The organism is Clostridium sp. AT4 (genome assembly GCF_001517625.2).
GTDB lineage: Bacteria > Bacillota > Clostridia > Lachnospirales > Lachnospiraceae > Enterocloster.
In genome coordinates, this window is record NZ_LN999828.1 from 1,545,293 (window position 1) to 1,571,161 (window position 25,869).

The window sequence follows — 25,869 nt, forward strand, 5'->3', positions numbered from 1 at the left end:
GGCGGTTCTCCTTTCTGATTTTAATGACGGTTTCTGTTATAGTTGATCAGACATCCGGCCTTTACGATCTGCCGTTCTTCAGCCGTCATGTCTGCCATATAAAGCCTGATTTCTTTTATCGGTGCAGTTCCGTCTTTTCCCAGAACATACGCCGGGATTTCCTTTAAATCTCCTTCCAGGGCAGCTTTTATTCCGGGTACATAAATGTAATCACCCACTTCAAAATCCGGCTCCTCCTCCATCTGGAAGGGAAGCATACCCCAGTTAATTACATTGGAGCGGTAGCGCTTGGTCGCATACTCCTTACAGATATTTGCAAGACCGCCCAGCACTCTCTGGCAGCTGGCCGCCTGCTCTCTGGCAGATCCGTCGCCTGGTTTTACAGCATAAACCATGCTTCCAAGCTCTGTATCATCCATTTTTACCATTTCATTTCCGGAAATGGTACGGATGGCTGCAAAGATACCTTCAAGAGCCGGTTCTGCTTCCAACTGCGCTCCGGTGCCCCTGGTTCTTCTGGCTGTTTCCAGAACTCCCGCCTCCTTGGCGCGGCCCACATACTCCGGATCCCTTCTGGATAAAGTAAACTCTGCCAGCCCCAGAGGATTGGAGCGGTAGGATGAGGTCTCGCCGGAGGGGATCAGCTCATCCGTAGTCGTCACAGGATCCAGAATCTTTGAACATACCTTTAATAAAATATTGTCTGTCAGCGGGCTCATCTCCGGCCAGTCTTTGATATTCGGCCCGTATACCAGATCTGCAGACGCATCACCTGCTCCAAAGCCTGTGTATACCCGGTTTCGATAAGAAGTATCGTCATATTCATACTCAGGCACCTGATCCCAGCCGTCCATCTCCCAGGCAGAAGTCAGTCTGCCCCCGTTTGCCGCTGTTGCCGCAATGGAACGGGCATCCATCAGCGCTACTGCTGCCATCTGTCCGTTTCCAGGCTTGGAGCCTTCCCGGTTAGGGAAATTCCTGGTAGTGTGGCGGATACTTAAGCCATTATTGCAGGGCGTATCACCTGCGCCAAAGCAGGGGCCGCAGAAGGCGGTGCGGACAATGGCTCCCGCGTTCATCAGATCCGAAACAGCTCCCTTCTTTACCAGATCTGCAAATACAGGCTGAGAAGAAGGATAGACTGCCAGGGAGAACTCGCCGCAGCCGCAGTTTCTTCCCCGAAGGGCCTGAGCCGCTTCCATTACATTTGTATAATTTCCGCCGGCGCAGCCTGCAATCACTGCCTGCTGTACCATCAAATCTTTTCCCTGTACCTTATCAAGCAGGGTAAAGGATGCACGGCCGCCTGAAATCCTTGCAGCTTCCTTTTCCACCAGAGCCAAAATATCCGTCAGATTTTCCTTCAGCTCGTCAATCTCATATGTATTGCTGGGATGGAACGGCAGAGCGATCATGGGCTTTACCGTAGAGAGATCCACATACACACAGCCGTCATAGTAAGCCACATCAGCGGGATCCAGCTGTCTGTAATCCTCTTCTCTGTGATGCTTTGCCAGATAGTCCCTGGTGTCCTCATCGGTGCGCCAGATGGAGCTTAAACAGGTGGTTTCTGTGGTCATCACATCTACGCCGTTTCTGAAATCCGTTGTCATGGAAGAAACGCCGGGGCCTACAAATTCCATCACCTTATTTTTCACGTATCCATTTTTAAATACAGCCCCGATAATCGCAAGGGCAATATCCTGAGGCCCGGTTCCCGGTCTTGGCGCTCCGTCCAGATATACGGCAACTACGCCGGGATAAGACACATCATAGGTATCCTTAAGAAGCTGCTTTACCAGCTCTCCGCCGCCCTCTCCTACTGCCATGGTGCCGAGAGCGCCATAGCGGGTATGGCTGTCGGAGCCTAAAATCATCTTTCCGCAGCCTGCCATCCGCTCTCTCATGTACTGATGGATCACCGCAATGTGCGGAGGTACATAGATACCGCCGTATTTCTTTGCCGCAGAAAGCCCAAACATATGATCATCCTCATTGATGGTGCCGCCTACTGCGCAGAGCGTGTTGTGACAGTTCGTCAATACATAGGGAATAGGAAACTGCTCCATCCCAGAGGCTTTGGCTGTCTGAACGATCCCCACAAAGGTAATATCATGGGAAGCCATACTGTCAAAGCGAAGTTTTAAGTGCTCCATGTCCTCCGTTGTGTTGTGCGCCTTTAAAATAGAATAGGCAATCGTACCCTTTTTGGCAGTCTCACGGTCTGCCGCTTTTCCAGTTAGTGCCTCTACCTTTCCTGCTTCCTTTTCCGGAACCAGCTCTGTTCCATTTACCAGATAAACGCCGCCTTCATATAATGATACCATGCTCTCTACCTCCCGGATTCTCCTGTCTGTTTCCAAATCTGTGAATTCGTTGTTTTTTATACTATAAAACACAGATGCTTATTTGTCCAGTTGAAAAGTTGTAATTGATACAGCTTTTTAGTTGTGGCAAAACCGAATCTCCTGTACTCATCACTGTTATTTACTATCACTTCACACCGTTAAAATATCTGTTTTTGCTTTTTGACAGTGTATGCGGCGGCTGTTATCCTCATGCCGGAATATGAAAAAGGTGGATCCATCTGTAAATTTGGGGATGTATTGAGGACGTTCAGCCGGATTCTTATATGTATCTTTGAGCTTTTCATAATAGAATTGTATCGTTTCTTCTATAATATTTGCGAATAAGGTTATAAAGACTGCTTTGTATAACTTACCTGCGGTGATATTGCATTAGCGCAACCGCAGTATTTATCCTTTCTTGCCATTTTTCGCATTGCAATCAAAGCGGCCAACATGATCAAAGGAAATATGCATCCCATCAATAAACCTGTCTGAAGATTATCTCCTGCCTGCTGCGAAAAATATCCCACCATACTCGGACCCAAAGCACCACCCATATCTCCGGCTACAGCCAGCAGTGCAAACAAGGCTGTACCTCCTTTTGGAATCCTCGGAACAGTAATGCTGATACTTCCGGGCCACATAATACCAACTGAGAAGCCACATATGATACATCCAATCAACCCCAAAATCGGCATTGCAGACAGACCAACAAAAAGATAGCTCAATACACAAAGAACTCCCGATACCTGCATGAACTTTGTCAAATCTATCTTATCACCAAATTTGCCGTACAGCACACGGGCAATTCCCATTGTGATCGCAAACAAACACGGCCCCGCCAAATCGCCAACGGATTTTGTTAATCCTAATGCAGATTCTGCAAAAGCTGATGCCCACTGAGCCATTGACATTTCAGAAGCTCCGGCGCAAATCATCAGGATAATTGCAACTCCGAAAAAATGATTCGGGATACAAAATCCTATTTTCATAACCAGCAATGACAACCCCAGCCCCAAGCCCCAAACAACCATTTTTGTACCTTGCTTCATTTAAAATCACCCCCAGTACAACCGTTCCTGTTTATGCAATACATATCCTCTGCCGGATAAGGCCGGAAATCAGTATAGCCGCTGCTCCTCACGTATCCATCCGGCAGAAATACAGCGTATTGGTATCCGCATCATATAACCCCAGATCAAAATTAAAAGAATTTCTATGAAGAATATCCGCTCCGGATGCTTCACCCATTTTTATCTGCCTGTCGATTAACCGATAGTAACCGTTCCGGATTTCCGGAATCAATGGATTACCATCCTGATCGGTCAAATATGGCCCATATTTTCCTCCCCCATCCTTTCCGATGGCTGTCCAAATTGCTTCTATATCCATCCGGCTTCCTCCATAAAGTGAACTGTAAACCTTGGATTTTATCTATTTGCATAATCAATCATAATTTTTTTACAGCTGCTGCACTGATAAGCTTCGCAATGAGGTATCCCCCCTGAGCCTTTGCTTAATTCCAGATCACCATGTTTTTTAATTCGGAAAATATTACCATCCGGGTTGTCAATTGCAAACGTAATATCTCTAGAACTCATTAAAAATCCTTTTTTCATTTCTTCACCACAATATGGGCACTTCATATTATTTCACCTCCGCAAATTTGATTGTTCCTACAATCTTTATGTTTCCTCCGTTTTGAAATATATCTGAGCAATTATACTGCCATTTTCCCTTTTCCAATGGTATCTCTTTAGTAAAATTGGTCGAACCAATTAATTTTTATATAACCCTTTCCATCTTGGCAAACTGAACATTATGTTTATAAAAGTTTTATTAAAAGCAATAATATTTCCAGTTTGCAAAAAACCGGAGCCCATTTCTTTTCCACACTTAGGACAGTTCATCTGCCGGCACCTCCCTATTAAGCCAGACTTCCTTAGATTACCGATTTATTTTTTCTTAATGGTAATGCTATTAAATTCCCCAATAGTGCGATAACTGCGTATCCAACTACATATACCCATGCACTTGAGTTATAAAACATAAATATAGATGGGGTAAACATAATTGCTGCAATCAAAATATACCAAAAATCAAAGCCATTCCTGATTCCATAAAAAACAGATGTTATTAAACATATCAGAGGAATAATCATTAACATCACAATCACTGCACTTCCTGTATCTTTTATAAACCGGGGAATGATATAAAAATCTATAAACAATAAAATGTAAAAAATAATGTTCTTTTTTAATCCAGCCATAATTTCCTCCGTTGAACGCTTATGCTTCTAATGAATACAAATACGCAAGCAGTTCTTCCTTACCAAGCGGCTCACAGTGGCTTAATATACAGTATTCACAATCAACCGACTGAATTGTCTGTATCAAAGAATGCAGCTTATTCTTATCCATATATCCGTCATTAAAAAAATCCTCACTTGTGGAATCTCCTAAAAACAATACTCCTTCTTCCGGCACATAAACACAGACCGTATCCTCTGAATGCGGTGAAACTGTATGAAAGATTCGGGCCGTAAGCCCTCCTAAATCCAGCGTCATTTTATCTGAAAATGCTATATCTGACAGCACAATATTTAATTTCTCCTGTCCGTAATACTCTTTTCTAAAATGTTCATCTTCTTTTTTCAGATCTTCCATATACCCGGAGTCCCTCGCCTGTTCCTGCTGATCTTTGAGAAACTCATTTGTTTTGTCATGGGCAATGCTTATTCCGCTGATGGCATGCATACCAAACGTATGGTCATAATGCCAGTGTGTAATTACAGTAAAATCAGGTTTTCTAAAATGCTCTGATTCGACAGCCTCATAAAAATCCTGAACATGAGCAGCGGAATACCCGGCGTCAACCGCCAGAGATAATTTATCCCCTTTAAGATAAGCTAACATAGGCCGGTCTGCTTCAGGGTCATGTTCTAAAAAATAAATTCTGTTCGTTAATTTGTTTAATTTCATTTTCAATCTTCTCCTCCTTCGTCAATCTTCTCTCCTGAGAGAGAAAACCGGCAAACTCCTCCGTCGAAACCTCGCCCCAGTTTCTATAGGAAATGACGCTTCTTTTTCTTACCGCATGCTCCGGAAGCTTTATGGCATAAACCGATATCCAGCATAAAACCAAGACAGATTACCTCCCTGTTCTTTGCGGCTTTCATGGAAGCCGCTTCACTCTCTCCAAATAATACCTTTATCATTTATCCTGTCCACATCCCCTGTGATCCAATTTTGCTTTTTCCGTGCACTCCTTAACAAATTCGCTCTTGGCGTCGGTATAAGCCTCCCTGTTGTGTTCGTATTTCTTCCACAATGACAGCTTTAACGCCTCGTACTCTTTAGCGGCAGCAGGGTTTCCCTTCAAATAATCGCGAAAATACAGCTCATCATGATCCCCATAATACCGCAAATGCAAATGAAATACCTTTTCCGCAAATCCATTCTCTGTATAGCCCTTATTGAATGATTTTCTGTTATCCCTTTCCGACATACAGATATATCCATGGCAGGTTAACACCTCTTTTACATATTCCATAGAAGCTGTCTTCGGTATTTCCACCAGAATATCAATAATGGGCTTTGCCCAGATACCAGAAACCGCGGTGCTTCCCACATGACTGATCCGCACCTCGGGCATCTGCAGAAATGTTTCGATCCGTCTTTTCTCCTGTGCATACCAATCGCTCCAATCCGTCTTATGCTCAGAAAGAATAACCGGAAACAATTCCCACAATTCATTTAATGTCATTTATGATAATGATTTATTCACAGACCCTCCTCATTTTAACTGCGCAAAATCATACGCCTGAGTAATCCAGCCAAACAGCTCCTCATCCAGATCAGAGGGCTTACTGATCACAAAATGAGTGGTCCATCTGCCCGGATATGGCTCTGTCTTTACAGCCACACGATCCGAATTTAAAGGCTCTGCCAGTCCCAGAGTCAGTACAAAATAGCTTTCTGGAAGCTCTGCCTTCTTTTTCACTCTCAGAAATGACACACAGTCGTAGAGGTGTCTGTTATAAAAAGAAATCTGTGATTTCTGCACCTTTATTCTGGTTTCCGGAAAACGTGAAACCAGCATTTGAACAAAACATTCATACAGCGGATATGTATCCGGGCAGGAATCAAAAAACGGTCTGGCGTCCTGTACCGTATGATCCATAAAAGCACTCCCTTCTGCCAGCGTTTCATATTTTTTCGGATTTATGTGTCGTACGCCCGAATAGCACAAACAGAAACGGGACCAAGCATCTCAGCCAACCGATCAACGGGAGGGAAAAACCAAAGCGTTCCCTCAAATAGAAAGAAAAATCCACGAAAAAGCCCGTCCATTCCAGCGGCTTCCACAGGTACATAAACACAATAGCTCCAGGTCCCGTTACCGCACCAAGAAGTGATTGAACCAGAAGCAGAAGTATTCCATAGGCAGAAAGCACAAATGCAGAAATAAATATCTCCTTTTTTGACAGTCCCCGGAGGAGAAGCATTCCGCCCAATATCAAAACTGCCATAGTAATTCCCGCGTCCGCAAACAGCGATACCCTTTTGTCAATCACCCCTGGTTGGATTATGCCAAAACCAAGCACGATTCTTGTATAAATCGGGGCATAGAGAAAGTCTGCAATTACCGCGATCAGCGGAACTCTCCAGATACTGTTTCCGTATTTTTTTAATTTTTCCATAAAAGCACACCCCCACCTCTTTAAAAAAATTATCTCCCGGCCTTATAAAATGGACAAGCTTTCTGAATACATTGGTTGTTCCGGTCGGAACGCGTACAGGAAAACTCTTTTATTTCCATATGGACTCCAAGCTTTTCCTCAGTGAACCTTACCGCCTCTATGATCGACAGGTAGGAATCCCGTTTACAGCAGCGAGGGCCTCCCGCTTCACCAATCTTTTGAAGCGCCCTTGCTGTCATCTGATTGGACAGTCCCCATTCTGTTTCTGCCAGAGGAGTGGATTTTGTAACAATCGACAGATACATCCCCGTACTGATCCCTGCTCCGCAGGCTCCCCAGAAACCACAGGCTCCTCCGGGAACCTCCTTTCCGCGGCGGTACATCTCCGGCAGGGCCTTCCCAAGCTCCACCTTTCCCCCTGCATTATGATAGGCAGTAAGCAGCGCAGCTCCGACCATTACATGGTGCTCCGGTCCATGCATATGGCAAAAAGGCATCGCCATCATTTTGTCAATTATCTTAATAGGATTTTTGCTGTGTTCATGCAGACACAGCCCGATTATACTGTCCATCCCCTGGGTATGACACTCACTGCACACATAATGCCCCTGAATACAGCGTGTTTTACTGCTTTCTTTTTTATGGCAGACCGCACATTCCATCAAAACATCCTCCTCCAGATATTCTAATGGCTGACGGCAGATCAGACATTCCTCTTTCATTGTATAGTTCTCCTTTATCACTCATTTCTATAATTATAAGATACAGGAAATATGCATAAAAGCAAAGGGATTTTTCTTTACAATCTCTTTACAGACCCCCGCTTTATGTTGCAAATGCAACAGATATGTTTTATAATAACAACAGTTTACATCTAAACTACTAAAAGAAGGGATTCCCATATGACAGACTTTTTTCAGAAAAACCTATTTAAAAACATCTCATTAGATGAGTACAAACATCTGATCTCCTGCATGGAGGGGCGGATAAAAACCTTCCGGCCGGATGAAACCATCTGCTGCTATGACTCAGGCTCTCAGGAAATCGGCATTATAGGCCGGGGAAGAGCTTCTGTAGTACGTTTCGAATACAACGGGGCCAGGACCATTTTGGAACAACTGGTTCCCCAGAGCATCTTCGGCTCCATGCTCTCCTACGAAAGCAGCGACCAGACCGGCGTGAGTGTCATCTGCGATACGGAATGTGATGTCCTTTTTATTAAATACGACCGCATCTGTGCTTCCTGCACAAATGCCTGCGCCTTTCACCACCAGCTTACAAGAAACCTTATGGATCTGATCTCCTGCCGGGTCAGAGATCTAAGCCGCAGGGTAGAGGTTCTTTCCCAGCGTACTATCCGTGACAAGCTCATGTGCTTTTTTTCCCAACAGGCTGTCCATTTTGGCTCTTCTGCCTTCCAGCTTCCCTTTACCATGGTAGATCTGGCTGATTATCTTTCTATTGACCGCAGCGCCATGACGCGGGAACTGAAAAAGATGAAGGATGAAAAACTGGTGGAAATTGACCGGAAATCAATCCGGCTGCTGGTATAGGTATTTTACGGGCACAACGAAAGACAGCGCCTGGGAAAATTTCCTCAGACGCTGTCTTTTTATTCAGAGATCAAAACAATCCTATTCTTCTACTACAGAAAACAGATCCTTGCCAACTCCGCAGATCGGGCATACCCAATCCTCAGGAATATCCTCAAACGCTGTACCGGGAGCAATACCGCTGTCCGGATCTCCTAACTCAGGGTCATAAATATATCCACATGGATCACATACATATTTCTTCATAATTTAAAATCTCCTTTCGTAAATCTAGAGTTATCTTACCACAAGTATCTGCTGTTTTCTGTGATATATGCAACATTTATCATTTTATTTATTCTTCTTTTGCTGCGGCTCTTGCTTCGATTTCACGCTTCTGAACATCGCCGGGAGCCTGCTCATAACGACTGAATTCATAGGAGTAGTCTCCCAGACCACCGGTCATGGAACGAAGATCGGTATTGTAACCAAACAGCTCAGACATTGGGATATCTGCCTCAATGACCTGTTTGCCATGGTGATCGGATTCCATGCCAAGAACACGGCCTCTTCTGCGGTTTAAGTCACCCATAACATCACCGGTGAAACGATCCGGAACGGTTACCTTCAGAGAAGCAATCGGCTCCAGAAGAACCGGATTGGCATCCACGAAGCCCTGCTTAAAAGCCAGAATAGTAGCCATCTTAAATGCCATCTCAGAGGAATCTACCGGATGGTAGGAACCGTCTAACAGAGTCGCCTTTAAGCCGACTACCGGATAACCGGCCAGAGGCCCCTTCTGTACGCACTCCTGAAGACCCTTCTCAACTGCGGGGAAGTAATTCTTCGGTACGGAACCGCCGAATACCTTCTCCTCAAATACATACGGTGTCTCCAGATCGCCGGAGGGCTCAAACTCCATGATAACATCGCCGTACTGTCCATGGCCGCCGGACTGCTTTTTGTGCTTGCCCTGTACCTTTACCTTCTTTCGCAAGGTCTCGCGGAAGGCAAATTTCGGCTTGGAAAGCTCAACTGCCACCTTATAACGAGACTGCAGCTTGCTTACCACTACATCCAGCTGCTGGTCGCCGATTCCATAGATCAGAGACTGGCGGTTTTCTGCGTCATTTTTAACGATCAGGGTCAGATCCTCTTCCATCATACGTGCCAGAGCGGTGGATACCTTGTCATCCTCGCCCTTATTTACTGCCTTGTAGGCCATATATGTATATGGAGTGGAAATCTGAGGCTTGTGGTATACGATCGGTGCGGTGCGCACTGCCATGGTGTCTCCAGTCTGAGTCACTGTAAGCTTTGCCACTGCTCCGATATCACCGGCCTTTAACTCGGAAACCTCGATCACGTCCTTACCGCGGAGCACATAAAGCTTTCCGATCTTCTCCTCAGCATCCTTATTTACATTATATACCGTTGTGTCTCCCTTTAACGTACCGGTACAGATCTTCATCAGAGAATATTTTCCAATAAATGGATCTACAATGGTCTTAAATACTCTTGCAGACAGGGATACATCATCATTGTACTTTGCAGTAAAGCGTTCGCCTGTGGATACGTCTACTCCAATACACTCAAAATGATCCGGTGACGGGAAGTATTTGTCCATGGCCTGCAAAAGCACCTTAAATCCCTGGCAGTTAATGCCGGAACCCATCATAACAGGAACGATATCGCCCTCGATTACATGAGTTCTGAGTGCCTGTGAAATTTCTTCCTGCGTAAACTCTTCGCCCAGGAAGTAGCGTTCCATATATTCCTCACTGGTCTCTGCAACGGCCTCGATGAGAGCGTCCCTTGCGATGGTCAGGTTCTTCCGAACATAGTCGGGAATCTCGCACTCCTCATAATCGCTTAAAGTAGTAAAACGGCGTCCTGCCATCTTAACCACGTTGACAAAGCCCACGAATTTTTCATTTTCACGAATAGGCAGCTGGAACGGAGCGATCTTACGTCCGAACTTCTTTTCCAGCTTTACCACCAGCTCACGATAGCTGGCATGATCATCATCCATATTGGTGACGAAAATCAGTCTGGGCAGATTGTACTTTTCGCACATCTCCCATGCTCTCTCTGTGCCGGGTTCAATGCCGGCCTTGCAGTTTACAACGATAATGGCAGCGTCTGCTACGCTGATAGCTTCCTCTGCTTCTCCCACGAAATCAAAAAATCCGGGAGTATCCAGGAGATTGATCTTAACAGGCCCGTTTTCGCCTTCATATTCCAGAGGAATGAGGGTGGTGGAAATGGAGAACTGCCTCTTGATCTCTTCTTTGTCATAATCACTGATGGTGTTGCCGTCGGGCACCTTACCCATACGCTTTGTTACACCTGTAATAAATGCCAGAGCCTCCGCAACGGTCGTCTTACCGGCGCCTCCGTGTCCAAGTAATACAACGTTGCGGATTTGTTCAGTACCATATACGTTCATAAACTTCCCTCCTGTGCATATTTATTTAAGCCATGTGTCTATTCTACTAAATTTTTCAGAATTTTTCAAGCTTTTTGACTTATTTGCACAATGAAATTTTTATTTTTATTTTAATGTCCGTGAAAGATCATAAAACTAAACTGGCTTTTCCAATTCTTTGACATTTTTTGCTTACACACCTTTGCGCCGCATGATGATTTTGTACATAAAAGTGTGAAACTTTAAAGTAATAAAGTGTTGACATTTTCAGACACAGGCTTTAAACTGAAGGATATCAGAAAAAAGAGGTTAGGGCAGACAGCAGTGTCCCTACGAAAAGGAGAAGACAAATGATCATTATCATGAAGCCAGACGCCTCCAAAGAGGCTGTAAAAAAAGTAACCGATCTGATTGAAGCAAAAGGACTTCAGCCCCATCTTTCCGAGGGCTCCCAGGTAACCATCGTAGGCGTGGTAGGCGATAAGACAAAGCTGATGGGAAGCAACATCGAAATGAGCGAAGGCGTAGACAAGGTTGTTTCCGTCACTGAATCCTATAAGCTTGTAAATAAGAAATTCCATCCGGATGATTCTGTGATCTCGGTAGGCAATACCCATATCGGCCCTGGCACGCTCACCGTTATGGCCGGCCCCTGTGCCATTGAGTCAAGAGAACAGTTAATGGAAACCGCCTTTGCAGTAAAGAAAGCCGGAGCTACCTTCCTCCGGGGCGGCGCTTACAAGCCCCGTACTTCTCCCTACTCCTTCCAGGGCTTAGAGGAAGAGGGCTTAAAATATATGAAGGAAGCCAGAGAAGCCACCGGTTTAAATGTGATCTGCGAGGTCACCAGCGCCCACGCCATCGAGGCTGCCTCCAAGTATGTGGATATGCTCCAGATCGGCGCCAGAAATATGCAGAATTTTGAGCTTTTAAAGGAGGCAGGAAAATCCGGTATGCCCGTTCTCTTAAAGAGAGGCCTGTGCGCTACCATTGATGAATGGCTCAATGCAGCAGAGTACATCATTTCTGAGGGGAATCCAAATATCGTACTCTGCGAGCGCGGTATCCGCACCTATGAGACCTCTACCCGCAACACTCTGGACATCAGCGCCGTGCCTGTGATCCGCCAGAAGAGCCATCTCCCTATTATCGTAGACCCCAGCCATGCCACCGGTGTAAGAGCCTATGTAGAGCCTCTGGCAAAGGCTGCGATCGCCGTAGGAGCAGACGGATTGATGATCGAGGTTCACCCAAATCCGGCCTGCGCCCTGTCTGACGGCCCCCAGTCTCTGACCTTTGACGCCTTTGAAAAGCTCATGGCCGACTTAAAGCCATACTGTGATCTGGCAGGCAGAACGGTCACACGGTAAAAGGGAAATCTTAAGATAAAGGGGGCTGCATCTTATGGAACAATTTACAATCAAGGACTCCACTATAGCCTTTATCGGTCTGGGACTGATCGGCGGTTCCCTTGCAAGGGGGCTCAAGCGGGCCCGTCCAGATATCCGCATTATGGCCTATATGCGGACCCGCTCCAAATTAGAGCAGGCCAAAAAAGACGGTATTATAGACGTGATCTTAAATGGGATCGGGGAAGAGCTCCTGGAATGTGATATCATTTTCCTATGTACTCCTGTGGAGTATAATGCCCAGTATCTCTCTGCCATCCGCCCCTATTTAAAACCGGGAGCATTGATCACAGATGTAGGGAGCACCAAAACAGATATCCATAAAGAAATCCTGCGCCAGGGCCTTTCCCACTGTTTTGTGGGAGGCCATCCCATGGCCGGATCCGAAAAAACAGGCTATGAACATTCTACAGATCATCTTTTGGAAAATGCCTATTATATTGTGACCCCGCCAGAAGGCCTGACAGAGCCCTCTGCATCCTATTCGGACAACGTCTGCCGTCTGCTGGCAGTGGCTCAGGCTGTGGGAGCAATCCCTCTGGTGCTGGATTACAGGGAGCATGACCGGGTAACGGCTGCCATCAGCCATCTGCCCCATCTGGTGGCCTCCAGCCTGGTAAACCTGGTAAAGGACAGCGATTCCCCGGAAGGCATCATGCGCAGGGTCGCAGCAGGCGGCTTTAAGGACATTACCCGCATCGCCTCCTGCTCTCCTGAAATGTGGGAGCAGATCTGCATGACAAACGCCGGGCCCATCGGAGATATGCTGGAGCAGTATATCGGCTCCCTTCAGGATATTCTGGATCAGATCCGCGGACACAAGGACAAAGAGATTTACCGGCTGTTTGAAAAATCACGCACCTACCGAGATTCCATTACAGACCGGGCAAAAGGCCCTATCGAACCCTCCTATGAATTTTCAGTTGATGTGGTGGACGAGGTGGGATCCATTTCTACTATTGCCGTTATTTTAGCCGCAAAGGGCATCAGTATTAAAAATATCGGCATCAACAACAACAGAGAACACGGCGAAGGCGCTTTAAAAATTGCCTTTTATGACGAGGCTTCCATGAAGGAGGCCTGGGAACGGCTTGAAAAATACAAGTTTGAGCTGGTGCGGCTGTAAAACAGAAAGGAATCATATTTTATGGAACTGAAAAAATGGGGTCCCCTCCGGGGCGAAATCACAGTTCCCGGTGATAAATCCATTTCCCACCGGGCGGTTATGTTCGGCTCTCTTGCAAAGGGAACCACGGAAATCCACGGCTTTCTTCAGGGCGCCGACTGTCTTTCTACCATCTCCTGTTTTGAAAAAATGGGCGTTTCCATTGAAAATAAAGGGGATGTGGTTCTGGTACATGGAAACGGCCTTCACGGCCTAAAAAAACCGGAAACTATATTGGACTGCGGAAACAGCGGCACCACCACCCGCCTGATCTCAGGCATCCTCAGCGCACAGGATTTTGACGTTACTCTCACAGGAGATGCTTCTATCCAGAAACGGCCCATGAAGCGGATTATGGAGCCCCTTTCCCGGATGGGAGCCGATATCACAAGCATCCTGGGAAATGACTGTGCTCCACTCCTGATCCGTGGCACAAAGCTTCATGGGATTCATTACACCTCAAAGGTAGCCTCTGCCCAGGTAAAATCCGCCATTCTGCTGGCTGGCCTTTATGCAGACGGCATGACCCAGGTCACAGAGCCCTTTGTATCGAGAAATCATTCCGAACGGATGCTAAAGCTATTTGGAGCCTCTGTTTCCACCGAAAAGACAACCGCCTCCATCTCCCCTGCTTCCCAGCTCTACGGTCAAAAGGTCATGGTACCGGGAGATATTTCCTCTGCCGCCTACTTTATTGCAGCCGGCCTGATGGTTCCCGGCTCTGAAATCCTGATCAAAAATGTAGGCATCAACCCTACCAGAGACGGGCTTCTCCATGTATGCCGCGCCATGGGAGCCGATCTGACCCTTTTAAATGTACGGGGCCAGGAGGGAGAACCAACGGCAGATATCCTGGTCCGCCACAGCGCCCTTCACGGAACCACCGTCGGCGGTGCCATCATTCCTACCCTCATTGACGAGCTTCCCATGATCGCTGCCATGGCGGCTGCGGCAGAAGGGGAAACAAGGATCTGTGATGCAGGGGAATTAAAAGTCAAGGAATCCAACCGCATTGCCGTCATGGTTGAAAACCTCACTGCCATGGGCGCTGATGTGACTGAAACAGAGGACGGCATGATCATCCGCGGCGGAAAGCCCCTCCATGGAGCTGTGATCAACAGCCACTTAGATCACCGGATCGCCATGACCTTTGCTGTGACCGCCCAATGTGCGGAAGGACTCACAACCATACAGGGCGCGGACTGTGTCAATATCTCCTATCCCCGCTTCTATGAGGAGTTGATGGGACTGATTCAAAAGGGAGGCGTTTGTTAATGGATTTACAGTTAGTAAAAATGGGGCCTGAATACCGGGAAATGGCCGAGGATATGCTCCGTGAATGGAAGGCCTCCGGTGAAGCCATCATCCCAAGTGCTATTGATCAGGCAGACATTCATGATTTCCCAGCCTATTTAGACAGCCTGGAGCTTACGGAGGCGGTTCCCGGCCTGGTGCCCGATTCTACCTTTTTCTGTCTGGATAAAGAGAGAAATATCCTGGTGGGAGCCATCAATATCCGTCATTATTTAAATGACCATCTTTTAAAATTCGGCGGCCACATCGGAGACGGGGTACGTCCTTCTGAACGCCGGAAGGGAATTGCTACCCGGATGATTGCCCTGGGACTTGAGGAATGTAAAAAACTGGGTATCACCCGCGTCCTTATGACCTGCAAAAAGGAAAATACTGGATCTGCCAAAAGCATTATGAACAACGGCGGCATCCTTGAAAATGAAATTGAAAAAGAAGACGGAACCGTGATGCAGCGGTACTGGATCACGCTGTAACCAAAAGAAATCCCCTGTAACCGGCCAGCCGGAATGTATCATTCTGACCGCCTGATTACAGGGGATGTTTTTTATATTTTATTTTGCAGGATAAAATCCGGTGGGAACCTCTGCCAGATTGATCATGATATTCTTCATCTGGGTATAGTGATCCAGGATTACCTTGTGGGTTTCACGTCCAATGCCGGACTGCTTATATCCGCCAAAGGGGGCTCCCTCAGGGATTGCATTATAGGTATTTACCCACATGCGGCCTGTTTCCACGCCTCTTGCCACGCGCAGGGCACGATTGATATCTCTGGTCCATACAGCACCGCCCAGTCCGTACTCACTGTCATTTGCCATGGCAATGACCTCTTCCTCTGTCTTAAACTTCAGGATGCAGGCCACCGGTCCGAAAATTTCCTCCTGAGCCACTCTCATGTGGTTGGTAACATCACCTAAGAGGGTAGGACGAAGGAAACAGCCCTTTTCCAGCTCGCCCTCTTTGGCCTGAACACCGCCGCAGAGCAGCTTTGCGCCCTCTTCTTTACCGATTTCCACATATTTTAAGATCTTCTCCATCTGACGGCGGTCGATCTGGCTGCCCATCTGGGTATCCTCTTCCCATGGAAGCCCAACCTTCACCTGGTTAAAGCGCTTGACAGCCTCCTCTACGAAGCGGTCGTAAATGCTCTCCTGGACGAACACGCGGGAGCCTGCGCAGCAGACCTGGCCCTGGTTGAACAGGATACCCATCTGCAGGCCGTCCATAGCCATCTCCCAGTCACAGTCCTCAAAGAAGATATTGGCAGATTTTCCGCCCAGTTCCAGCGTGGATGGGATCAGTTTTTCAGCCGCTGCCATAGCTACGCTGCGTCCTACCTCGGTAGAACCGGTAAATGCCAGCTTTCTAAAGCCCTTGTGCTCCAGCATATACTGGCCGGAACGGGAGCCGGAGCCTGTAATTACATTGAATACGCCTGCCGGGATTACATCCTGCACCAGTCTTGCAAATTCCAGTACGCTTAAGGAAGTGGTGCTGGATGGCTTAAATACACTGCAGCAGCCGCTTGCCAGCACAGGAGCCAGCTTCCAGGCAGCCATAAGGAAGGGGAAGTTCCATGGGACAATCTGGCCTACCACGCCGATGGGTTCTCTTAAGATCAGGCTTAAGGTCGTATTTCCCAGCATATTGGCGCTTCCCTCTTCCGCCAGGATACAGCCTGCGAAATAGCGGAAATGATCTGCCGCCATAGGCACGTCAACGGCCAGTGTCTCACGGATGGGCTTTCCGTTGTCCATAGACTCTACCATAGCCAGATGCTCCTTATTGGCGTCAATGATATCTGCAATCTTATTTAAGACAGCGGCCCGCTCTGCCACGGTTGTATTCTTCCAGCTTTCAAATGCTTTCCAGGCTGCAGCTACCGCCTCATCTACATCCTCTCTTGTAGCCTCGGCGCACTCTGCCAGAAAGCTCCCGTCTGCAGGACAGGTGGTCTTAAAAAGCTTCCCGTCTGAAGCGTCCTTCCACTGTCCTCCGATCAATAACTGATATTTACTCTGAAGCTCTGCCTTCTTCATAATGATTTCCTCCTTTTTAATACGCAGCTTTATAAATTCCAATTACCTGCTCCTTGGTTGCCTTGCGCGGATTGGTTAACTGGCATACATCCTTCATTGCATTCTCTGCCATGATCTCAAAATCTTCTTCCTTTACGCCCAGACTTCTTAAATCCTTCGGGATTCCTACCTGCTCGCTGATCTGGCGGATTGCATGAATCGCTTTCTTTGCAGCCTCTGTGGCGGAAAGCCCTTCAATATTTTCGCCCATTGCCTTGGCAATATCGCGGAAACGGTTCATATTTCCGATCAGGTTAAATTCTTCTACATGAGGAAGCAGGATCGCGTTGCAGACGCCGTGAGGCAGATTATAAAAGCCGCCCAGCTGATGGGCCATGGCGTGTACATAGCCAAGTGACGCATTGTTAAAAGCAATACCTGCCAGATACTGACCGTAAGCCATCTTATTTCTGGCCTTCATATAGGTACCGTTTGCTACTGCCTTTGGCAGATACTGGGTAATCATGGTAATGGCCATCAGAGCCGCCGCATCGGTCAGCGGGTTAGCATTGGTTGATACATAAGCCTCGATAGCGTGTGTCAACGCATCCATCCCCGTTGCAGCAGTCAGTGACGGAGGCATTCCCACCATAAGCTTCGGATCGTTGATTGCGATCTGAGGCGTCACTCTCCAGTCAACGATTGCCATCTTTACATGGCGGCTGGTATCTGTAATAATACAGAAGCGTGTGATCTCAGACGCCGTTCCTGCGGTTGTATTGATTGCGACCATGGGACACATATTCTTTGTGGAACGGTCGATTCCTTCATAATCCCGTATATTTCCTCCGTTGGAAGCTACAAGGCCGATCCCCTTTGCACAGTCATGGGAAGAGCCGCCGCCTAAAGAGATAATGGAATCACAGCCGTTTTCCTTAAATACCCTTAATCCGGCTTCTACATTGGTATCCTTGGGGTTTGGCTCTGCGCCCCCAAATACTACGCTCTCTACTCCAGCTTCGGATAAAATTCCCTGGATCATGGCTGCCATTCCCCGTTTCTCCAGGAATGCATCCGTAACGATCAGTGTCTTTTTGCCTCCCAGGCTCTTCATCAGACCGCCTGTTTCATAACCCCTGTTTCGGTCCGTTACCCCCGTGACACCATCATCCTACCACCCATCTGCGCTCTTTAAAACAGCCAAAACAAAATAATAAAAGGATGCCAGTTTAGCATCCTTTACCATTGCATAAATACATTTCCAAGTCTTCGGACCGCTTCACGAAGCCGTCCCTCATCCATATCGCTGTAATTGAGCACCAGTACCCTTTCATACTCCGGACGCACCCTGGTACAAAACTGGGACAGACAGGCTACTAAAATCCCCTGCTGCTTCGCTTTCTCACGAATCTGTCCGTCTGTGAGAGACGTATCCAGCTTTACCAGCAAATGGGTTCCGCTCTCTCCGCCCCGTACATCTGCTACCGGGAGCAGGGAGGACTGGCGGATGATCCGGATCAGCCGTTCCCCCTCTGTGTGATAATATTTCTTAAGGCGGCTCAGATGACGCTCAAAATACCCTTTCTCCATAAACTTTGCCAGAGCATACTGCTCACATGCAGAGGCTGTGTTGGAATAGAAATTGGCATTATCAATATACCGGCTGATCAGCGCTTCCGGCAGTACCATGTAACTGATCCGGATCGCAGGAGCCAGAGTTTTGCTGAAAGTATTCATATAGATCACCCTCCCATTCCGATCCATGCTCTTTAGGGCAGGGATTGAGCGGGAACGGTAGCGGAACTCGCAGTCATAATCATCCTCGATCACATATCTGCCTTCCTTTTCTACGGCCCAATTTAAAAGCTCCTGTCTTCTTGCGGCAGACATGACTGTCCCCAGAGGATAATGATGCTCCGGTGACACATGGATCACATCTGCCCCGCTTTCTCTTAAGCTTTCCATACTGATCCCATTTTCATCCATTTCCGTATATCTCCAGGATAGACCATATTCCTCGTAGATCCTGGGAATCTTTTTGTATCCCGGATTTTCCACCCCATAAACAGAGTCTCCGGGAAGCAGCTTTACAAGCTTTCCATAAAGATATTCAATTCCTGCTCCTATGACAATACATTCCGGAGATACCACAATCCCTCTCAGCCTGTATAAATAGTCTGCAATAACCTCTCTCAGCTGCCTGACTCCCAGAAAATGGGCTCTCTGCACCAGCTCCATATCGTACTCGGAAAGCACCTCCCGCATGACCTTTCGCCACATGGAAAAGGGGAATTTTTCATATATGGTATTGTTAGCCGTAAAATCTGCAAACCACTTCTCCTCCCGGTACAGCTGGGGATATTCTGCTTTCTCAGGATGATACTGATCCATGGTCTCTACGTCTGCTACAAAATAGCCCTTTTTCTCCTTTGCGATCAGATAACCCTCCACCAGGAGCTGTTCATAGGCATTCACCACGGTTTTCACACTGATCCCATTATCTCTGGCAAGCTCTCTTCTGGAAGGCAGCTTTGTTCCCGGCAGGAGACGGCCTCTGAGAATGTCCTCCCTCAGACATTCATAAAGACATTCATAGAGGGGACACCCCCTTTTTTTCACTAATTCATAATGCAGCATTTTTATCTGGTATCCTTTTTTTTATTAAAACTGGGTATTAAATAGAGTTCAATTTCGATTATAATAGGGGTAATGCCATTTGTAAAGGGAGGAAATCGTATGGGAGTCTATGCAGTAACCGGAGGTTCTAACGGAATCGGAGCAAAAACCATTTCCATTTTAAAGCAAAAAGGCCATGAAACCATCAATATAGACTGGAAGCGTGGAGATATTGAAGCAGATCTGTCTCTTCCCGAAGGGAGGCAGAAGGCCATTGACGAGCTTTTCAGCCTCTGCCCTCAGGGACTGGACGGCCTGATCCTCTGTGCCGGCATCCCCGGCTCCCGAAAAGACCTGCGTCTAATCCTTTCCGTCAACTATTTCGGAACCATTTCCATTATAAAAGGCGCCTATGATCTTCTGAAGCAGAAAAACGGCGCCTGTGTCATCTCTGCCTCCAGCGCCATTTCCAGGGAAGATATGAAAACCGATCTGGTAGACCTTTTAAACAACAACAGAGACGATGAATATCGGATCCTTGAGGTGATCGGCCGGATGGATGGAGCAGACTTAAGTACCGGAGATCAGATCTACACTGCCTCCAAGTATGCACTCTGCCGCTGGATGCGCCGCCACTCTGCCTCCTATGCTGCAAACGGTGTCCGGATCAATGCCGTGGCTCCTGGGAATGTAAACACCCCTATGACAGCTACCGGGTCAAAGGATACGGCAGCGGCCTTAAATGCCCTTCCGATCCCCACAAAGTACGGCACAAAAAAGCAGATGGATCCGGAAGAAATTGCTTCTGTGATCACATTTCTCATCTCTCCTGAGGCCAGAGGCGTCAATGGAATCGTCATGTTTGTGGACGGTGGCACAGATGCGCTGTTGAATACGGAAAAGGTTTATTAGAAATTCAGATATAAAAGAAAGAAGGATCAGACACCATGACGGAACATTCTGCCATTGAACGATATATAGAAGCACTTGAAACGAAGGATTTTAAAGCACTGGGGGATTTATTCACTTCAGACGGGCATTACTGCGACTACTGCCCCAACGGAACGTCCCAGCACGAATACCATCTCTACGGAAAAGAAGCAATCACTATGTTTTTTCAGAATAAGTTTCTGTTCCGCCAGTATTCCATCCTAAGCCCGGTCATCTTAAATGACCGCCAGGCAGAGTTCATTGCTTCCTTTGGAGGCTGCTATGTGATGGCGATCGCAAACCTCCAGCAGCTCTCTGCTGACGGCCATATCAGACGGCTTACGGTGCGGCCGCGGTGAACTTCTCCATGGAAATCCTCTGTCCCATGCAATTATATCCCATCCGTACCGGATGACCGCTCTCCTCCTCATTCCCATCCTGAGTCGGTAAGTCATCTGGATTTCATCCTTAAATTAAGAAGTGCTTACATTCTGTCATTGCTATAAACCGAAAAAAACGCTATACTTAAATTGAAAATTGTAGTAGGAGGTATGCTCTATGAGTGAAAGGCAGCTAGACATCGCTGATATGCAGTGCTGGGTATTTCGTATGGCTCAATCAAAATGGAACATGTCATCCAGTGACTGCGCTGAACTATTCAAAACGTACGATATCCTTGGATTCATCTCTGAATGTTACGATATTCTTCATTTAAATAGTTATTCCTGCGTGCTTCATGATTTAGAGACATTGTTAAAAAATCGAGGTGTAACCGTATGATAGAACTACAAGATGGAATGTTTCTCTACCACGGCAGCTACATTGACATATCGGAGATTGACCTAAATTGCTGCTTTGAGGGACTTGAATGTTCAACTTTCCGTTAGAAAAGCTATGCGCATCGGCAGTGTTCCAGAAGATTTCAATCCTGCAGATGGCCAGGTATCTGTTTACAAGTTTCACTATGATCCGAATATACTGGCATACTGCTTTCAGGGAGCGACGGTTGAATGGCTTCATTTCGTATCAGCAAACCGAAAAAAGAACCTGTTCCCACAGCTGTTAAAAAAATACGGTACCATTGATATCATTAGCGGAAAAATCGCGGATGACCAGACAGCCCGCACCTTACAGCGTTATATCGGCGGTGTTGATTTCGGTATTCCCGGAACTCCGGAAGCCGACAAAATAACCATTGAGCATCTTGAATTTATAAGGAGTGACCGCTATGGAGACATCAAACTATAATTTCACGGATCCGCAAAAAGAAAGCTGTGCTGTTAATCTTATGCGTGATACAATTGAAGTACTCTCTTTACGTGATGGTATTTCCTATGAAGATGCACTACTTCGCTTTACCAGTTCAAAGGTATATGAAGCCCTTTTCGACTATGCCACCGGCATTTGGAGAGAAAGCCCAGATTATCTTTTGAATCTTTACGACTACTGCAATTCCAAAAGCAAAAACTCAAATTTTGGATAACTATAGAGCCGGATCATACATCATAAATGCTTACGAAAGACAACACACTGTATGTAAAATAACAAATTATAAATTAAAAGGCAGAAACGGCAGGTCCCATGATGGGTGTCTTCCGCTTCTGCAGATAGCATATTTTGTTAGATTTTCTTACCACTTCTTCTCAAGTTTTAAATCCTAATCAATCTGATATACATCTGTCTGATCCCTTATACATTGGTATAAGGTTAGCCATCCCTCATATGCATATGGGGGGGTATCATATTCAGCTCCTCGACAGAAACTTTCCATTAATTCATCCCAAGAATTAAATTTTCCTTGTAGAAACTTTCCAATTTCAAGCATCTGATCTAACACTGCATATTCCGCTCTGTAATATATCCGGCATAATAAGATTCTCTCACAAGACGCATGGCTGCGCAATAATCAAAAGCATCTATTGTTCCATCCCCGTTTTCTTTGTACGCCACAATGAGATCATAGATTTCCCTTTCATCTTTTGTTTTTTCAGCCAGCTTTTCCAAACTCAGTTCCATATATCCTTTCGCTTTGTACTCACATATCAATTTTTGAAATGGTATCCGGAATTTACCATTCAGCAGTTCTCCAATGGTTTCTATTGCTGATTTTCTATCTGTAATCATCCATTCCGTTTCTAACCGTATCTGGGCTTCTTTTTGATATGTTCCAAAGGAACTATTAAAATATTCCAGTTCCCAATCAGAATGGTATACCTCCGGTCCATATACAGCGTAAAACCATTTTTCAAGTTGTTCTCTGGACTCTGATGAAACAATTTGCTCAATAATTGTAATTGGAAAAAATATAAAAAAATAGCCTGAGCAAACCATGGGTTATGCAATAAATCTCTTTTTTATCTGCCGGAATTACTGTCTTAATTCCCAATATCTTTTTCCCAATAGATACGCCATTATACTCCCTGTCAGTGATATAATTGTATACCAGAAATACCATCATGGCACTTAGCCTGTATAAAAGCTGTCCCACCACGGATGGAGATGGTGTCATAAAGAACGTAAATAAAGAAAAAATAATTTGGGCAATAATTAAATCAATAATGAGTGCAAAAAATCGTTTCATAATCCTATCTTGCTAGCCTTATAATACTCTCTGTCAAATTGAAAAGAATCTGCCCATCTCCAGGCAGATTCTCCCAATGTCTATCATATCATGCTGTCTACTCCAAAAATCCCCGAAGCCTCATATAATCCTTGATCAGGACGATCATCTGGTCATAGTCAATGCGGCTGGCATTGATGGGCAGGTCATAGTTTTCCATATCCATCCAGTTGCGGCCGGTAAAGTAGCGGTGGTACTCGGTACGGGTACGGTCAATACGCTTCATCCGGCGCAGGGCCTCTGCCTCGTCTACCTTATCTACATCCATAATGCGGCGGACTCTGGTAACGGTATCCGCATATACAAAAATACGGATCACATCATCTAACTGATCCTGAAGCACATAGTTGCCGCAGCGTCCCACAATGATGCAGTTTTCTGATGCAGCCAGCTTGCGGATGACAGAGGACTGGAAACGGAACAGATTTTCCGGAGAAGTGATTTTATGGCCGTTCTGGTCGGGTTCTGACAGCTCCGGCTTTATATTAGTCACAATGCGGTACAGCAGGTTATTTCCCGCCTTTTCATCTGCCAGACGGAAATACTGCTCCCCGATGGCGCTGGTCTCTGAGGTCATCTTCAAGATTTCTTCATCATAGAAATGGATTCCCAGTTCTTTTGCCAGACGTTCGCTGGTTAAGCGTCCTCCGCTTCCGTACTGACGTTCTACCGTAATTACAAAATGTTTGCTGCTCATAGATTTATGCCTCCTTTTTCGGTTAGATCACATCAATATGACACATTTTCATAGCGTTTAAAGCATTTTCGTGGCTTTGTGGAGTTACGCCGGCACAGCAGTCCGCCTTTACGCAGATTTCCGCCTCTGGCGTCTTTGCCTTGATCAGCAGGGCATTTGAGATCACACAGATATCGGTACACAGTCCAAGAAGCTCAATTCTTTCATATCCGCCTGCCGCTGCATACTCTGCCAGTTCGGGGCTTCCAAAGGTAACTTTCTCAAAGCGCTTTCCGTCAAACTCCCTGAGGCCTGCATCCAGCTCCCAGCCTTCTGTTCCCTTCAGACAGTGGGGAACAGGAAGCTTTTTCCCCTCCATGGTATCCATGTAATCCGGGCCATGGGTGTCCAGGGTAAATACAACCTCATTCCCTGCTTCCCTGTATTCACAGATCCGTTTCCTTACAGCCGGAACAATCTGCTGTGCTTCCAATGTACCCAATGCTCCGTCTATGAAGTCCTTCTGCATATCTACAACCACTAAAAGTTTCTTCACGATTCTGCTCCTCCCGATGATCTTGTGTGTAAACTTTCATTTTGTATTATAATAATACCACAAATTTACATCTTGGGGAATATAAAAATAAAAACACAAAAAGTAGTTGACAAATGGCGGTTCCTGTATTAGTATACAAAACAACAAGCCAAACCATTGAGAAAGAGGAGTAAGCTTCCAAAGCATTTTCACAGAGAGCCGCGGGTGGTGGGATCGCGGTACTAGGCTGGCAGCTGAATGGACTTTCGAGGGCGGTCCTGAACGATACAGACATACCGGTTACGGCAGTCGATGTAGGGACTGACGGATTCTGCACCCGTTATGCATGCAGCGCATATGATAGTATGTGAGAGTGGACTATTTCAGTCAATTTGAGTGGCACCGCGGATTCGATTCGTCTCAATTACAACCAGGTTGTAATTGGGACGTTTTTTTATTTTCATGATCAAGGAGGAAAATATTATGAGAAAATCAATGGCAATCCTTTTAACAGCAGCTATGAGCGCATCCCTGTTGGCAGGCTGCGGCTCCTCTTCCCAGAGTTCATCCTCTGCCCCGGCAGAAAAAACAACCGCGGAAAGCAGCTCCTCTTCCAAAGAAAATGCAGATGCTGCTCCGGAAGAAGGCGCAGACGCATCCTACACCATCGGCATCGGACAGTTTGCAGAGCACGGCTCTCTTGATAACTGCCGAGAGGGCTTTATCCAGGGACTGGCGGAGGCAGGAATTGAGGAAGGAACCAATCTTACCATCCTCTACAGCAATGCTCAGGCAGACGGCGGTACAGCCAGCCAGATTGCCAATACCTTTGCAGGGAAAGATGTTGATTTAATGTGCGGCATTGCAACGCCCATGGCACAGGCACAGTACAGCCTGGCAATGAAAACAGATATCCCCGTTATCTTCACCGCAGTAACCGATCCCGTTGCAGCAGAGCTGGCAAATGCGGACGGGACTCCTGTAGGAGAAATCACCGGAACCAGTGATAAGCTCCCCATTGAACAGCAGCTTCAGATGATCCGTGAAATTCTTCCCGATGCAAAGAACATCGGAATCATGTACACCACCAGCGAGGTAAATTCCGAATCAGCCATTGCTGAGTATAAGGAACTGGCGCCAAAATACGGCTTTGAGATCATAGATTCCGGTATCTCTTCCTCTGCTGATATCCCGCTTGCTGCCGATACACTTATCGGAAAGGTGGACTGTATTACTAATCTGACAGACAATACGGTGGTTGCTTCCCTTCCCGTTATCTTAAGCAAGGCTTCCGCCAAAAATATCCCTGTATTCGGAAGTGAGATTGAACAGGTAAAGATCGGCTGTCTGGCAGCTATGGGACTGGACTATATTGAGCTTGGAAAGCAGACCGGACAGATGGCTGCAAAGGTATTAAAGGGCGAGGCAAAAGCCAGTGAAATGAATTACGAAACCATCAAGGAAGCAGCTTTTTACGGCAACACAGAAGTAGCGGAAAACCTGGGAATCACTCTTCCCGAATCGCTCACCAGCTCTGCCGCTGAAATGTTTGACACTATTGCACAATAATTTGGAG

General features: G+C 46.5%; 29 protein-coding genes, 1 pseudogene and 1 other annotated feature. Of the genes and pseudogenes, 10 read left to right on the forward strand and 20 right to left on the reverse strand.

Annotated elements, in window-relative coordinates:
- Positions 1-20 precede the first annotated feature (20 nt).
- The 11 genes from BN3656_RS13470 to BN3656_RS13515 form a co-directional block, all read right to left on the reverse strand.
- Positions 21-2,327: a hydratase gene (locus BN3656_RS13470; protein ID WP_066549081.1), complete on the reverse strand. Its 2,307-nt coding sequence runs from the start codon at positions 2,325-2,327 to the stop codon at positions 21-23.
- Positions 2,328-2,695: 368 nt separating this feature from the next.
- A complete protein-coding gene (locus BN3656_RS13475) occupies positions 2,696-3,400 on the reverse strand; it encodes a hypothetical protein (RefSeq protein WP_066549083.1) in 705 nt (234 codons plus the stop codon).
- Between the two features lie 88 nt (positions 3,401-3,488).
- A complete protein-coding gene (locus tag BN3656_RS13480) occupies positions 3,489-3,740 on the reverse strand; it encodes a hypothetical protein (protein ID WP_066549085.1) in 252 nt (83 codons plus the stop codon).
- A gap of 38 nt (positions 3,741-3,778) precedes the next feature.
- Positions 3,779-3,994, reverse strand: a complete 216-nt coding sequence (locus tag BN3656_RS13485; protein ID WP_066549095.1) for a PF20097 family protein — start codon at positions 3,992-3,994, stop codon at positions 3,779-3,781.
- Between the two features lie 296 nt (positions 3,995-4,290).
- Complete coding sequence (locus BN3656_RS13490; protein WP_066549100.1) at positions 4,291-4,617, reverse strand: hypothetical protein; 327 nt, start codon at positions 4,615-4,617, stop codon at positions 4,291-4,293.
- A gap of 19 nt (positions 4,618-4,636) precedes the next feature.
- Positions 4,637-5,329, reverse strand: coding sequence for an MBL fold metallo-hydrolase (locus BN3656_RS13495; RefSeq protein WP_066549102.1), 693 nt, complete (start codon positions 5,327-5,329; stop codon positions 4,637-4,639).
- 83 nt (positions 5,330-5,412) lie between these two features.
- Positions 5,413-5,565: a hypothetical protein gene (locus BN3656_RS16725; RefSeq protein WP_167544883.1), complete on the reverse strand. Its 153-nt coding sequence runs from the start codon at positions 5,563-5,565 to the stop codon at positions 5,413-5,415.
- Entirely contained in the window at positions 5,562-6,113 is a 552-nt protein-coding gene (locus tag BN3656_RS13500; RefSeq protein WP_207653718.1) for a GrpB family protein, read from the reverse strand. The genes BN3656_RS16725 and BN3656_RS13500 overlap by 4 nt, the downstream gene beginning before the upstream one ends.
- 30 nt (positions 6,114-6,143) lie before the next feature.
- On the reverse strand, positions 6,144-6,530 hold the full coding sequence (locus BN3656_RS13505; RefSeq protein WP_066549103.1) for a DUF5655 domain-containing protein: 387 nt from the start codon (positions 6,528-6,530) through the stop codon (positions 6,144-6,146).
- A gap of 25 nt (positions 6,531-6,555) precedes the next feature.
- The gene (locus BN3656_RS13510) at positions 6,556-7,050 is read right to left on the reverse strand and encodes a hypothetical protein (RefSeq protein WP_066549104.1); all 495 of its coding nucleotides are present in this window, start codon (positions 7,048-7,050) and stop codon (positions 6,556-6,558) included.
- 29 nt (positions 7,051-7,079) lie between these two features.
- Positions 7,080-7,772, reverse strand: coding sequence for a DUF5714 domain-containing protein (locus BN3656_RS13515; protein WP_066549108.1), 693 nt, complete (start codon positions 7,770-7,772; stop codon positions 7,080-7,082).
- A 180-nt stretch (positions 7,773-7,952) separates the two neighbouring features.
- On the opposite strand from BN3656_RS13515, the gene BN3656_RS13520 reads away from it, so the two are divergent.
- On the forward strand, positions 7,953-8,603 hold the full coding sequence (locus BN3656_RS13520) for a Crp/Fnr family transcriptional regulator (RefSeq protein WP_066549109.1): 651 nt from the start codon (positions 7,953-7,955) through the stop codon (positions 8,601-8,603).
- Between the two features lie 81 nt (positions 8,604-8,684).
- On the opposite strand, the gene rd is transcribed toward BN3656_RS13520, so the two are convergent.
- The gene (rd, locus tag BN3656_RS13525; RefSeq protein WP_066549112.1) at positions 8,685-8,849 is read right to left on the reverse strand and encodes a rubredoxin; all 165 of its coding nucleotides are present in this window, start codon (positions 8,847-8,849) and stop codon (positions 8,685-8,687) included.
- 88 nt (positions 8,850-8,937) lie between these two features.
- Complete coding sequence (locus BN3656_RS13530; RefSeq protein ID WP_066549114.1) at positions 8,938-11,031, reverse strand: elongation factor G; 2,094 nt, start codon at positions 11,029-11,031, stop codon at positions 8,938-8,940.
- 329 nt (positions 11,032-11,360) lie between these two features.
- On the opposite strand from BN3656_RS13530, the gene aroF reads away from it, so the two are divergent.
- The 4 genes from aroF to BN3656_RS13550 are packed head-to-tail and all read left to right on the forward strand — an operon-like array spanning position 11,361 to position 15,371.
- Positions 11,361-12,380 (forward strand): 3-deoxy-7-phosphoheptulonate synthase, encoded by a 1,020-nt coding sequence (aroF, locus tag BN3656_RS13535; protein ID WP_066549117.1) that lies wholly within the window; start codon positions 11,361-11,363, stop codon positions 12,378-12,380.
- 34 nt (positions 12,381-12,414) lie between these two features.
- Positions 12,415-13,545, forward strand: coding sequence for a prephenate dehydrogenase (locus BN3656_RS13540; protein ID WP_066549122.1), 1,131 nt, complete (start codon positions 12,415-12,417; stop codon positions 13,543-13,545).
- Between the two features lie 21 nt (positions 13,546-13,566).
- Complete coding sequence (gene aroA, locus BN3656_RS13545) at positions 13,567-14,859, forward strand: 3-phosphoshikimate 1-carboxyvinyltransferase (RefSeq protein ID WP_066549126.1); 1,293 nt, start codon at positions 13,567-13,569, stop codon at positions 14,857-14,859.
- Positions 14,859-15,371 (forward strand): GNAT family N-acetyltransferase, encoded by a 513-nt coding sequence (locus BN3656_RS13550; RefSeq protein ID WP_066549130.1) that lies wholly within the window; start codon positions 14,859-14,861, stop codon positions 15,369-15,371. Before aroA ends, BN3656_RS13550 begins: the two co-directional genes overlap by 1 nt.
- A gap of 78 nt (positions 15,372-15,449) precedes the next feature.
- Here the strand turns inward: BN3656_RS13550 and BN3656_RS13555 are convergent, their stop codons facing one another.
- The 3 genes and pseudogenes from BN3656_RS13555 to BN3656_RS13565 form a co-directional block, all read right to left on the reverse strand.
- Positions 15,450-16,937: an aldehyde dehydrogenase family protein gene (locus BN3656_RS13555; RefSeq protein ID WP_066550879.1), complete on the reverse strand. Its 1,488-nt coding sequence runs from the start codon at positions 16,935-16,937 to the stop codon at positions 15,450-15,452.
- Positions 16,938-16,953: 16 nt separating this feature from the next.
- A pseudogene (locus BN3656_RS13560) lies at positions 16,954-18,045 on the reverse strand (iron-containing alcohol dehydrogenase); the annotation flags it as partial.
- A 110-nt stretch (positions 18,046-18,155) separates the two neighbouring features.
- Positions 18,156-19,553 (reverse strand): PLP-dependent aminotransferase family protein, encoded by a 1,398-nt coding sequence (locus BN3656_RS13565; protein WP_066549131.1) that lies wholly within the window; start codon positions 19,551-19,553, stop codon positions 18,156-18,158.
- 99 nt (positions 19,554-19,652) lie between these two features.
- On the opposite strand from BN3656_RS13565, the gene BN3656_RS13570 reads away from it, so the two are divergent.
- The 4 genes from BN3656_RS13570 to BN3656_RS13590 all read left to right on the forward strand — a co-directional run bounded on the left by BN3656_RS13570 (position 19,653) and on the right by BN3656_RS13590 (position 21,945).
- The gene (locus tag BN3656_RS13570) at positions 19,653-20,444 is read left to right on the forward strand and encodes an SDR family oxidoreductase (protein ID WP_066549135.1); all 792 of its coding nucleotides are present in this window, start codon (positions 19,653-19,655) and stop codon (positions 20,442-20,444) included.
- A gap of 35 nt (positions 20,445-20,479) precedes the next feature.
- On the forward strand, positions 20,480-20,821 hold the full coding sequence (locus BN3656_RS13575; protein ID WP_066549137.1) for a nuclear transport factor 2 family protein: 342 nt from the start codon (positions 20,480-20,482) through the stop codon (positions 20,819-20,821).
- A gap of 505 nt (positions 20,822-21,326) precedes the next feature.
- Positions 21,327-21,710: a DUF3990 domain-containing protein gene (locus tag BN3656_RS13585; protein ID WP_167544884.1), complete on the forward strand. Its 384-nt coding sequence runs from the start codon at positions 21,327-21,329 to the stop codon at positions 21,708-21,710.
- Positions 21,691-21,945, forward strand: a complete 255-nt coding sequence (locus tag BN3656_RS13590; RefSeq protein WP_066549144.1) for a hypothetical protein — start codon at positions 21,691-21,693, stop codon at positions 21,943-21,945. The genes BN3656_RS13585 and BN3656_RS13590 overlap by 20 nt, the downstream gene beginning before the upstream one ends.
- Before the next feature lie 347 nt (positions 21,946-22,292).
- On the opposite strand, the gene BN3656_RS17010 is transcribed toward BN3656_RS13590, so the two are convergent.
- The 4 genes from BN3656_RS17010 to BN3656_RS13610 all read right to left on the reverse strand — a co-directional run bounded on the left by BN3656_RS17010 (position 22,293) and on the right by BN3656_RS13610 (position 24,314).
- On the reverse strand, positions 22,293-22,793 hold the full coding sequence (locus BN3656_RS17010; RefSeq protein ID WP_066549145.1) for a DUF1266 domain-containing protein: 501 nt from the start codon (positions 22,791-22,793) through the stop codon (positions 22,293-22,295).
- Positions 22,744-23,043, reverse strand: coding sequence for an RDD family protein (locus BN3656_RS13600; protein ID WP_081422965.1), 300 nt, complete (start codon positions 23,041-23,043; stop codon positions 22,744-22,746). Before BN3656_RS13600 ends, BN3656_RS17010 begins: the two co-directional genes overlap by 50 nt.
- Before the next feature lie 97 nt (positions 23,044-23,140).
- The gene (locus BN3656_RS13605; protein ID WP_066549146.1) at positions 23,141-23,779 is read right to left on the reverse strand and encodes a cytidylate kinase-like family protein; all 639 of its coding nucleotides are present in this window, start codon (positions 23,777-23,779) and stop codon (positions 23,141-23,143) included.
- A gap of 22 nt (positions 23,780-23,801) precedes the next feature.
- The gene (locus tag BN3656_RS13610) at positions 23,802-24,314 is read right to left on the reverse strand and encodes an isochorismatase family cysteine hydrolase (RefSeq protein ID WP_066549150.1); all 513 of its coding nucleotides are present in this window, start codon (positions 24,312-24,314) and stop codon (positions 23,802-23,804) included.
- Between the two features lie 147 nt (positions 24,315-24,461).
- Positions 24,462-24,719: a binding site (T-box leader), on the forward strand.
- Positions 24,720-24,776: 57 nt separating this feature from the next.
- Here BN3656_RS13610 and BN3656_RS13620 point away from each other — a divergent pair.
- Positions 24,777-25,862: an ABC transporter substrate-binding protein gene (locus BN3656_RS13620; protein ID WP_066549153.1), complete on the forward strand. Its 1,086-nt coding sequence runs from the start codon at positions 24,777-24,779 to the stop codon at positions 25,860-25,862.
- Positions 25,863-25,869: the final 7 nt, after the last annotated feature.

Excerpts from the sequence above, each read along its gene's own strand:
- BN3656_RS13540 (WP_066549122.1), top strand. The coding sequence starts at position 12,415 with ATGGAACAATTTACAATCAAGGACTCCACTATAGCCTTTATCGGTCTG.
- BN3656_RS17010 (WP_066549145.1), bottom strand. The coding sequence starts at position 22,793 with ATGGTTTGCTCAGGCTATTTTTTTATATTTTTTCCAATTACAATTATT.
- BN3656_RS13620 (WP_066549153.1), top strand. The coding sequence starts at position 24,777 with ATGAGAAAATCAATGGCAATCCTTTTAACAGCAGCTATGAGCGCATCC.
- aroF (WP_066549117.1), top strand. The coding sequence starts at position 11,361 with ATGATCATTATCATGAAGCCAGACGCCTCCAAAGAGGCTGTAAAAAAA.
- aroA (WP_066549126.1), top strand. The coding sequence starts at position 13,567 with ATGGAACTGAAAAAATGGGGTCCCCTCCGGGGCGAAATCACAGTTCCC.
- BN3656_RS13530 (WP_066549114.1), bottom strand. The coding sequence starts at position 11,031 with ATGAACGTATATGGTACTGAACAAATCCGCAACGTTGTATTACTTGGA.
- BN3656_RS13600 (WP_081422965.1), bottom strand. The coding sequence starts at position 23,043 with ATGAAACGATTTTTTGCACTCATTATTGATTTAATTATTGCCCAAATT.
- BN3656_RS13500 (WP_207653718.1), bottom strand. The coding sequence starts at position 6,113 with ATGACATTAAATGAATTGTGGGAATTGTTTCCGGTTATTCTTTCTGAG.
- BN3656_RS13495 (WP_066549102.1), bottom strand. The coding sequence starts at position 5,329 with ATGAAATTAAACAAATTAACGAACAGAATTTATTTTTTAGAACATGAC.
- BN3656_RS13510 (WP_066549104.1), bottom strand. The coding sequence starts at position 7,050 with ATGGAAAAATTAAAAAAATACGGAAACAGTATCTGGAGAGTTCCGCTG.
- BN3656_RS13570 (WP_066549135.1), top strand. The coding sequence starts at position 19,653 with ATGGGAGTCTATGCAGTAACCGGAGGTTCTAACGGAATCGGAGCAAAA.
- BN3656_RS16725 (WP_167544883.1), bottom strand. The coding sequence starts at position 5,565 with ATGATAAAGGTATTATTTGGAGAGAGTGAAGCGGCTTCCATGAAAGCC.
- BN3656_RS13565 (WP_066549131.1), bottom strand. The coding sequence starts at position 19,553 with ATGCTGCATTATGAATTAGTGAAAAAAAGGGGGTGTCCCCTCTATGAA.
- BN3656_RS13550 (WP_066549130.1), top strand. The coding sequence starts at position 14,859 with ATGGATTTACAGTTAGTAAAAATGGGGCCTGAATACCGGGAAATGGCC.
- rd (WP_066549112.1), bottom strand. The coding sequence starts at position 8,849 with ATGAAGAAATATGTATGTGATCCATGTGGATATATTTATGACCCTGAG.
- BN3656_RS13505 (WP_066549103.1), bottom strand. The coding sequence starts at position 6,530 with ATGGATCATACGGTACAGGACGCCAGACCGTTTTTTGATTCCTGCCCG.
- BN3656_RS13480 (WP_066549085.1), bottom strand. The coding sequence starts at position 3,740 with ATGGATATAGAAGCAATTTGGACAGCCATCGGAAAGGATGGGGGAGGA.
- BN3656_RS13575 (WP_066549137.1), top strand. The coding sequence starts at position 20,480 with ATGACGGAACATTCTGCCATTGAACGATATATAGAAGCACTTGAAACG.
- BN3656_RS13470 (WP_066549081.1), bottom strand. The coding sequence starts at position 2,327 with ATGGTATCATTATATGAAGGCGGCGTTTATCTGGTAAATGGAACAGAG.
- BN3656_RS13490 (WP_066549100.1), bottom strand. The coding sequence starts at position 4,617 with ATGGCTGGATTAAAAAAGAACATTATTTTTTACATTTTATTGTTTATA.
- BN3656_RS13520 (WP_066549109.1), top strand. The coding sequence starts at position 7,953 with ATGACAGACTTTTTTCAGAAAAACCTATTTAAAAACATCTCATTAGAT.
- BN3656_RS13515 (WP_066549108.1), bottom strand. The coding sequence starts at position 7,772 with ATGAAAGAGGAATGTCTGATCTGCCGTCAGCCATTAGAATATCTGGAG.
- BN3656_RS13590 (WP_066549144.1), top strand. The coding sequence starts at position 21,691 with ATGGAGACATCAAACTATAATTTCACGGATCCGCAAAAAGAAAGCTGT.
- BN3656_RS13555 (WP_066550879.1), bottom strand. The coding sequence starts at position 16,937 with ATGAAGAAGGCAGAGCTTCAGAGTAAATATCAGTTATTGATCGGAGGA.
- BN3656_RS13605 (WP_066549146.1), bottom strand. The coding sequence starts at position 23,779 with ATGAGCAGCAAACATTTTGTAATTACGGTAGAACGTCAGTACGGAAGC.
- BN3656_RS13485 (WP_066549095.1), bottom strand. The coding sequence starts at position 3,994 with ATGAAGTGCCCATATTGTGGTGAAGAAATGAAAAAAGGATTTTTAATG.
- BN3656_RS13475 (WP_066549083.1), bottom strand. The coding sequence starts at position 3,400 with ATGAAGCAAGGTACAAAAATGGTTGTTTGGGGCTTGGGGCTGGGGTTG.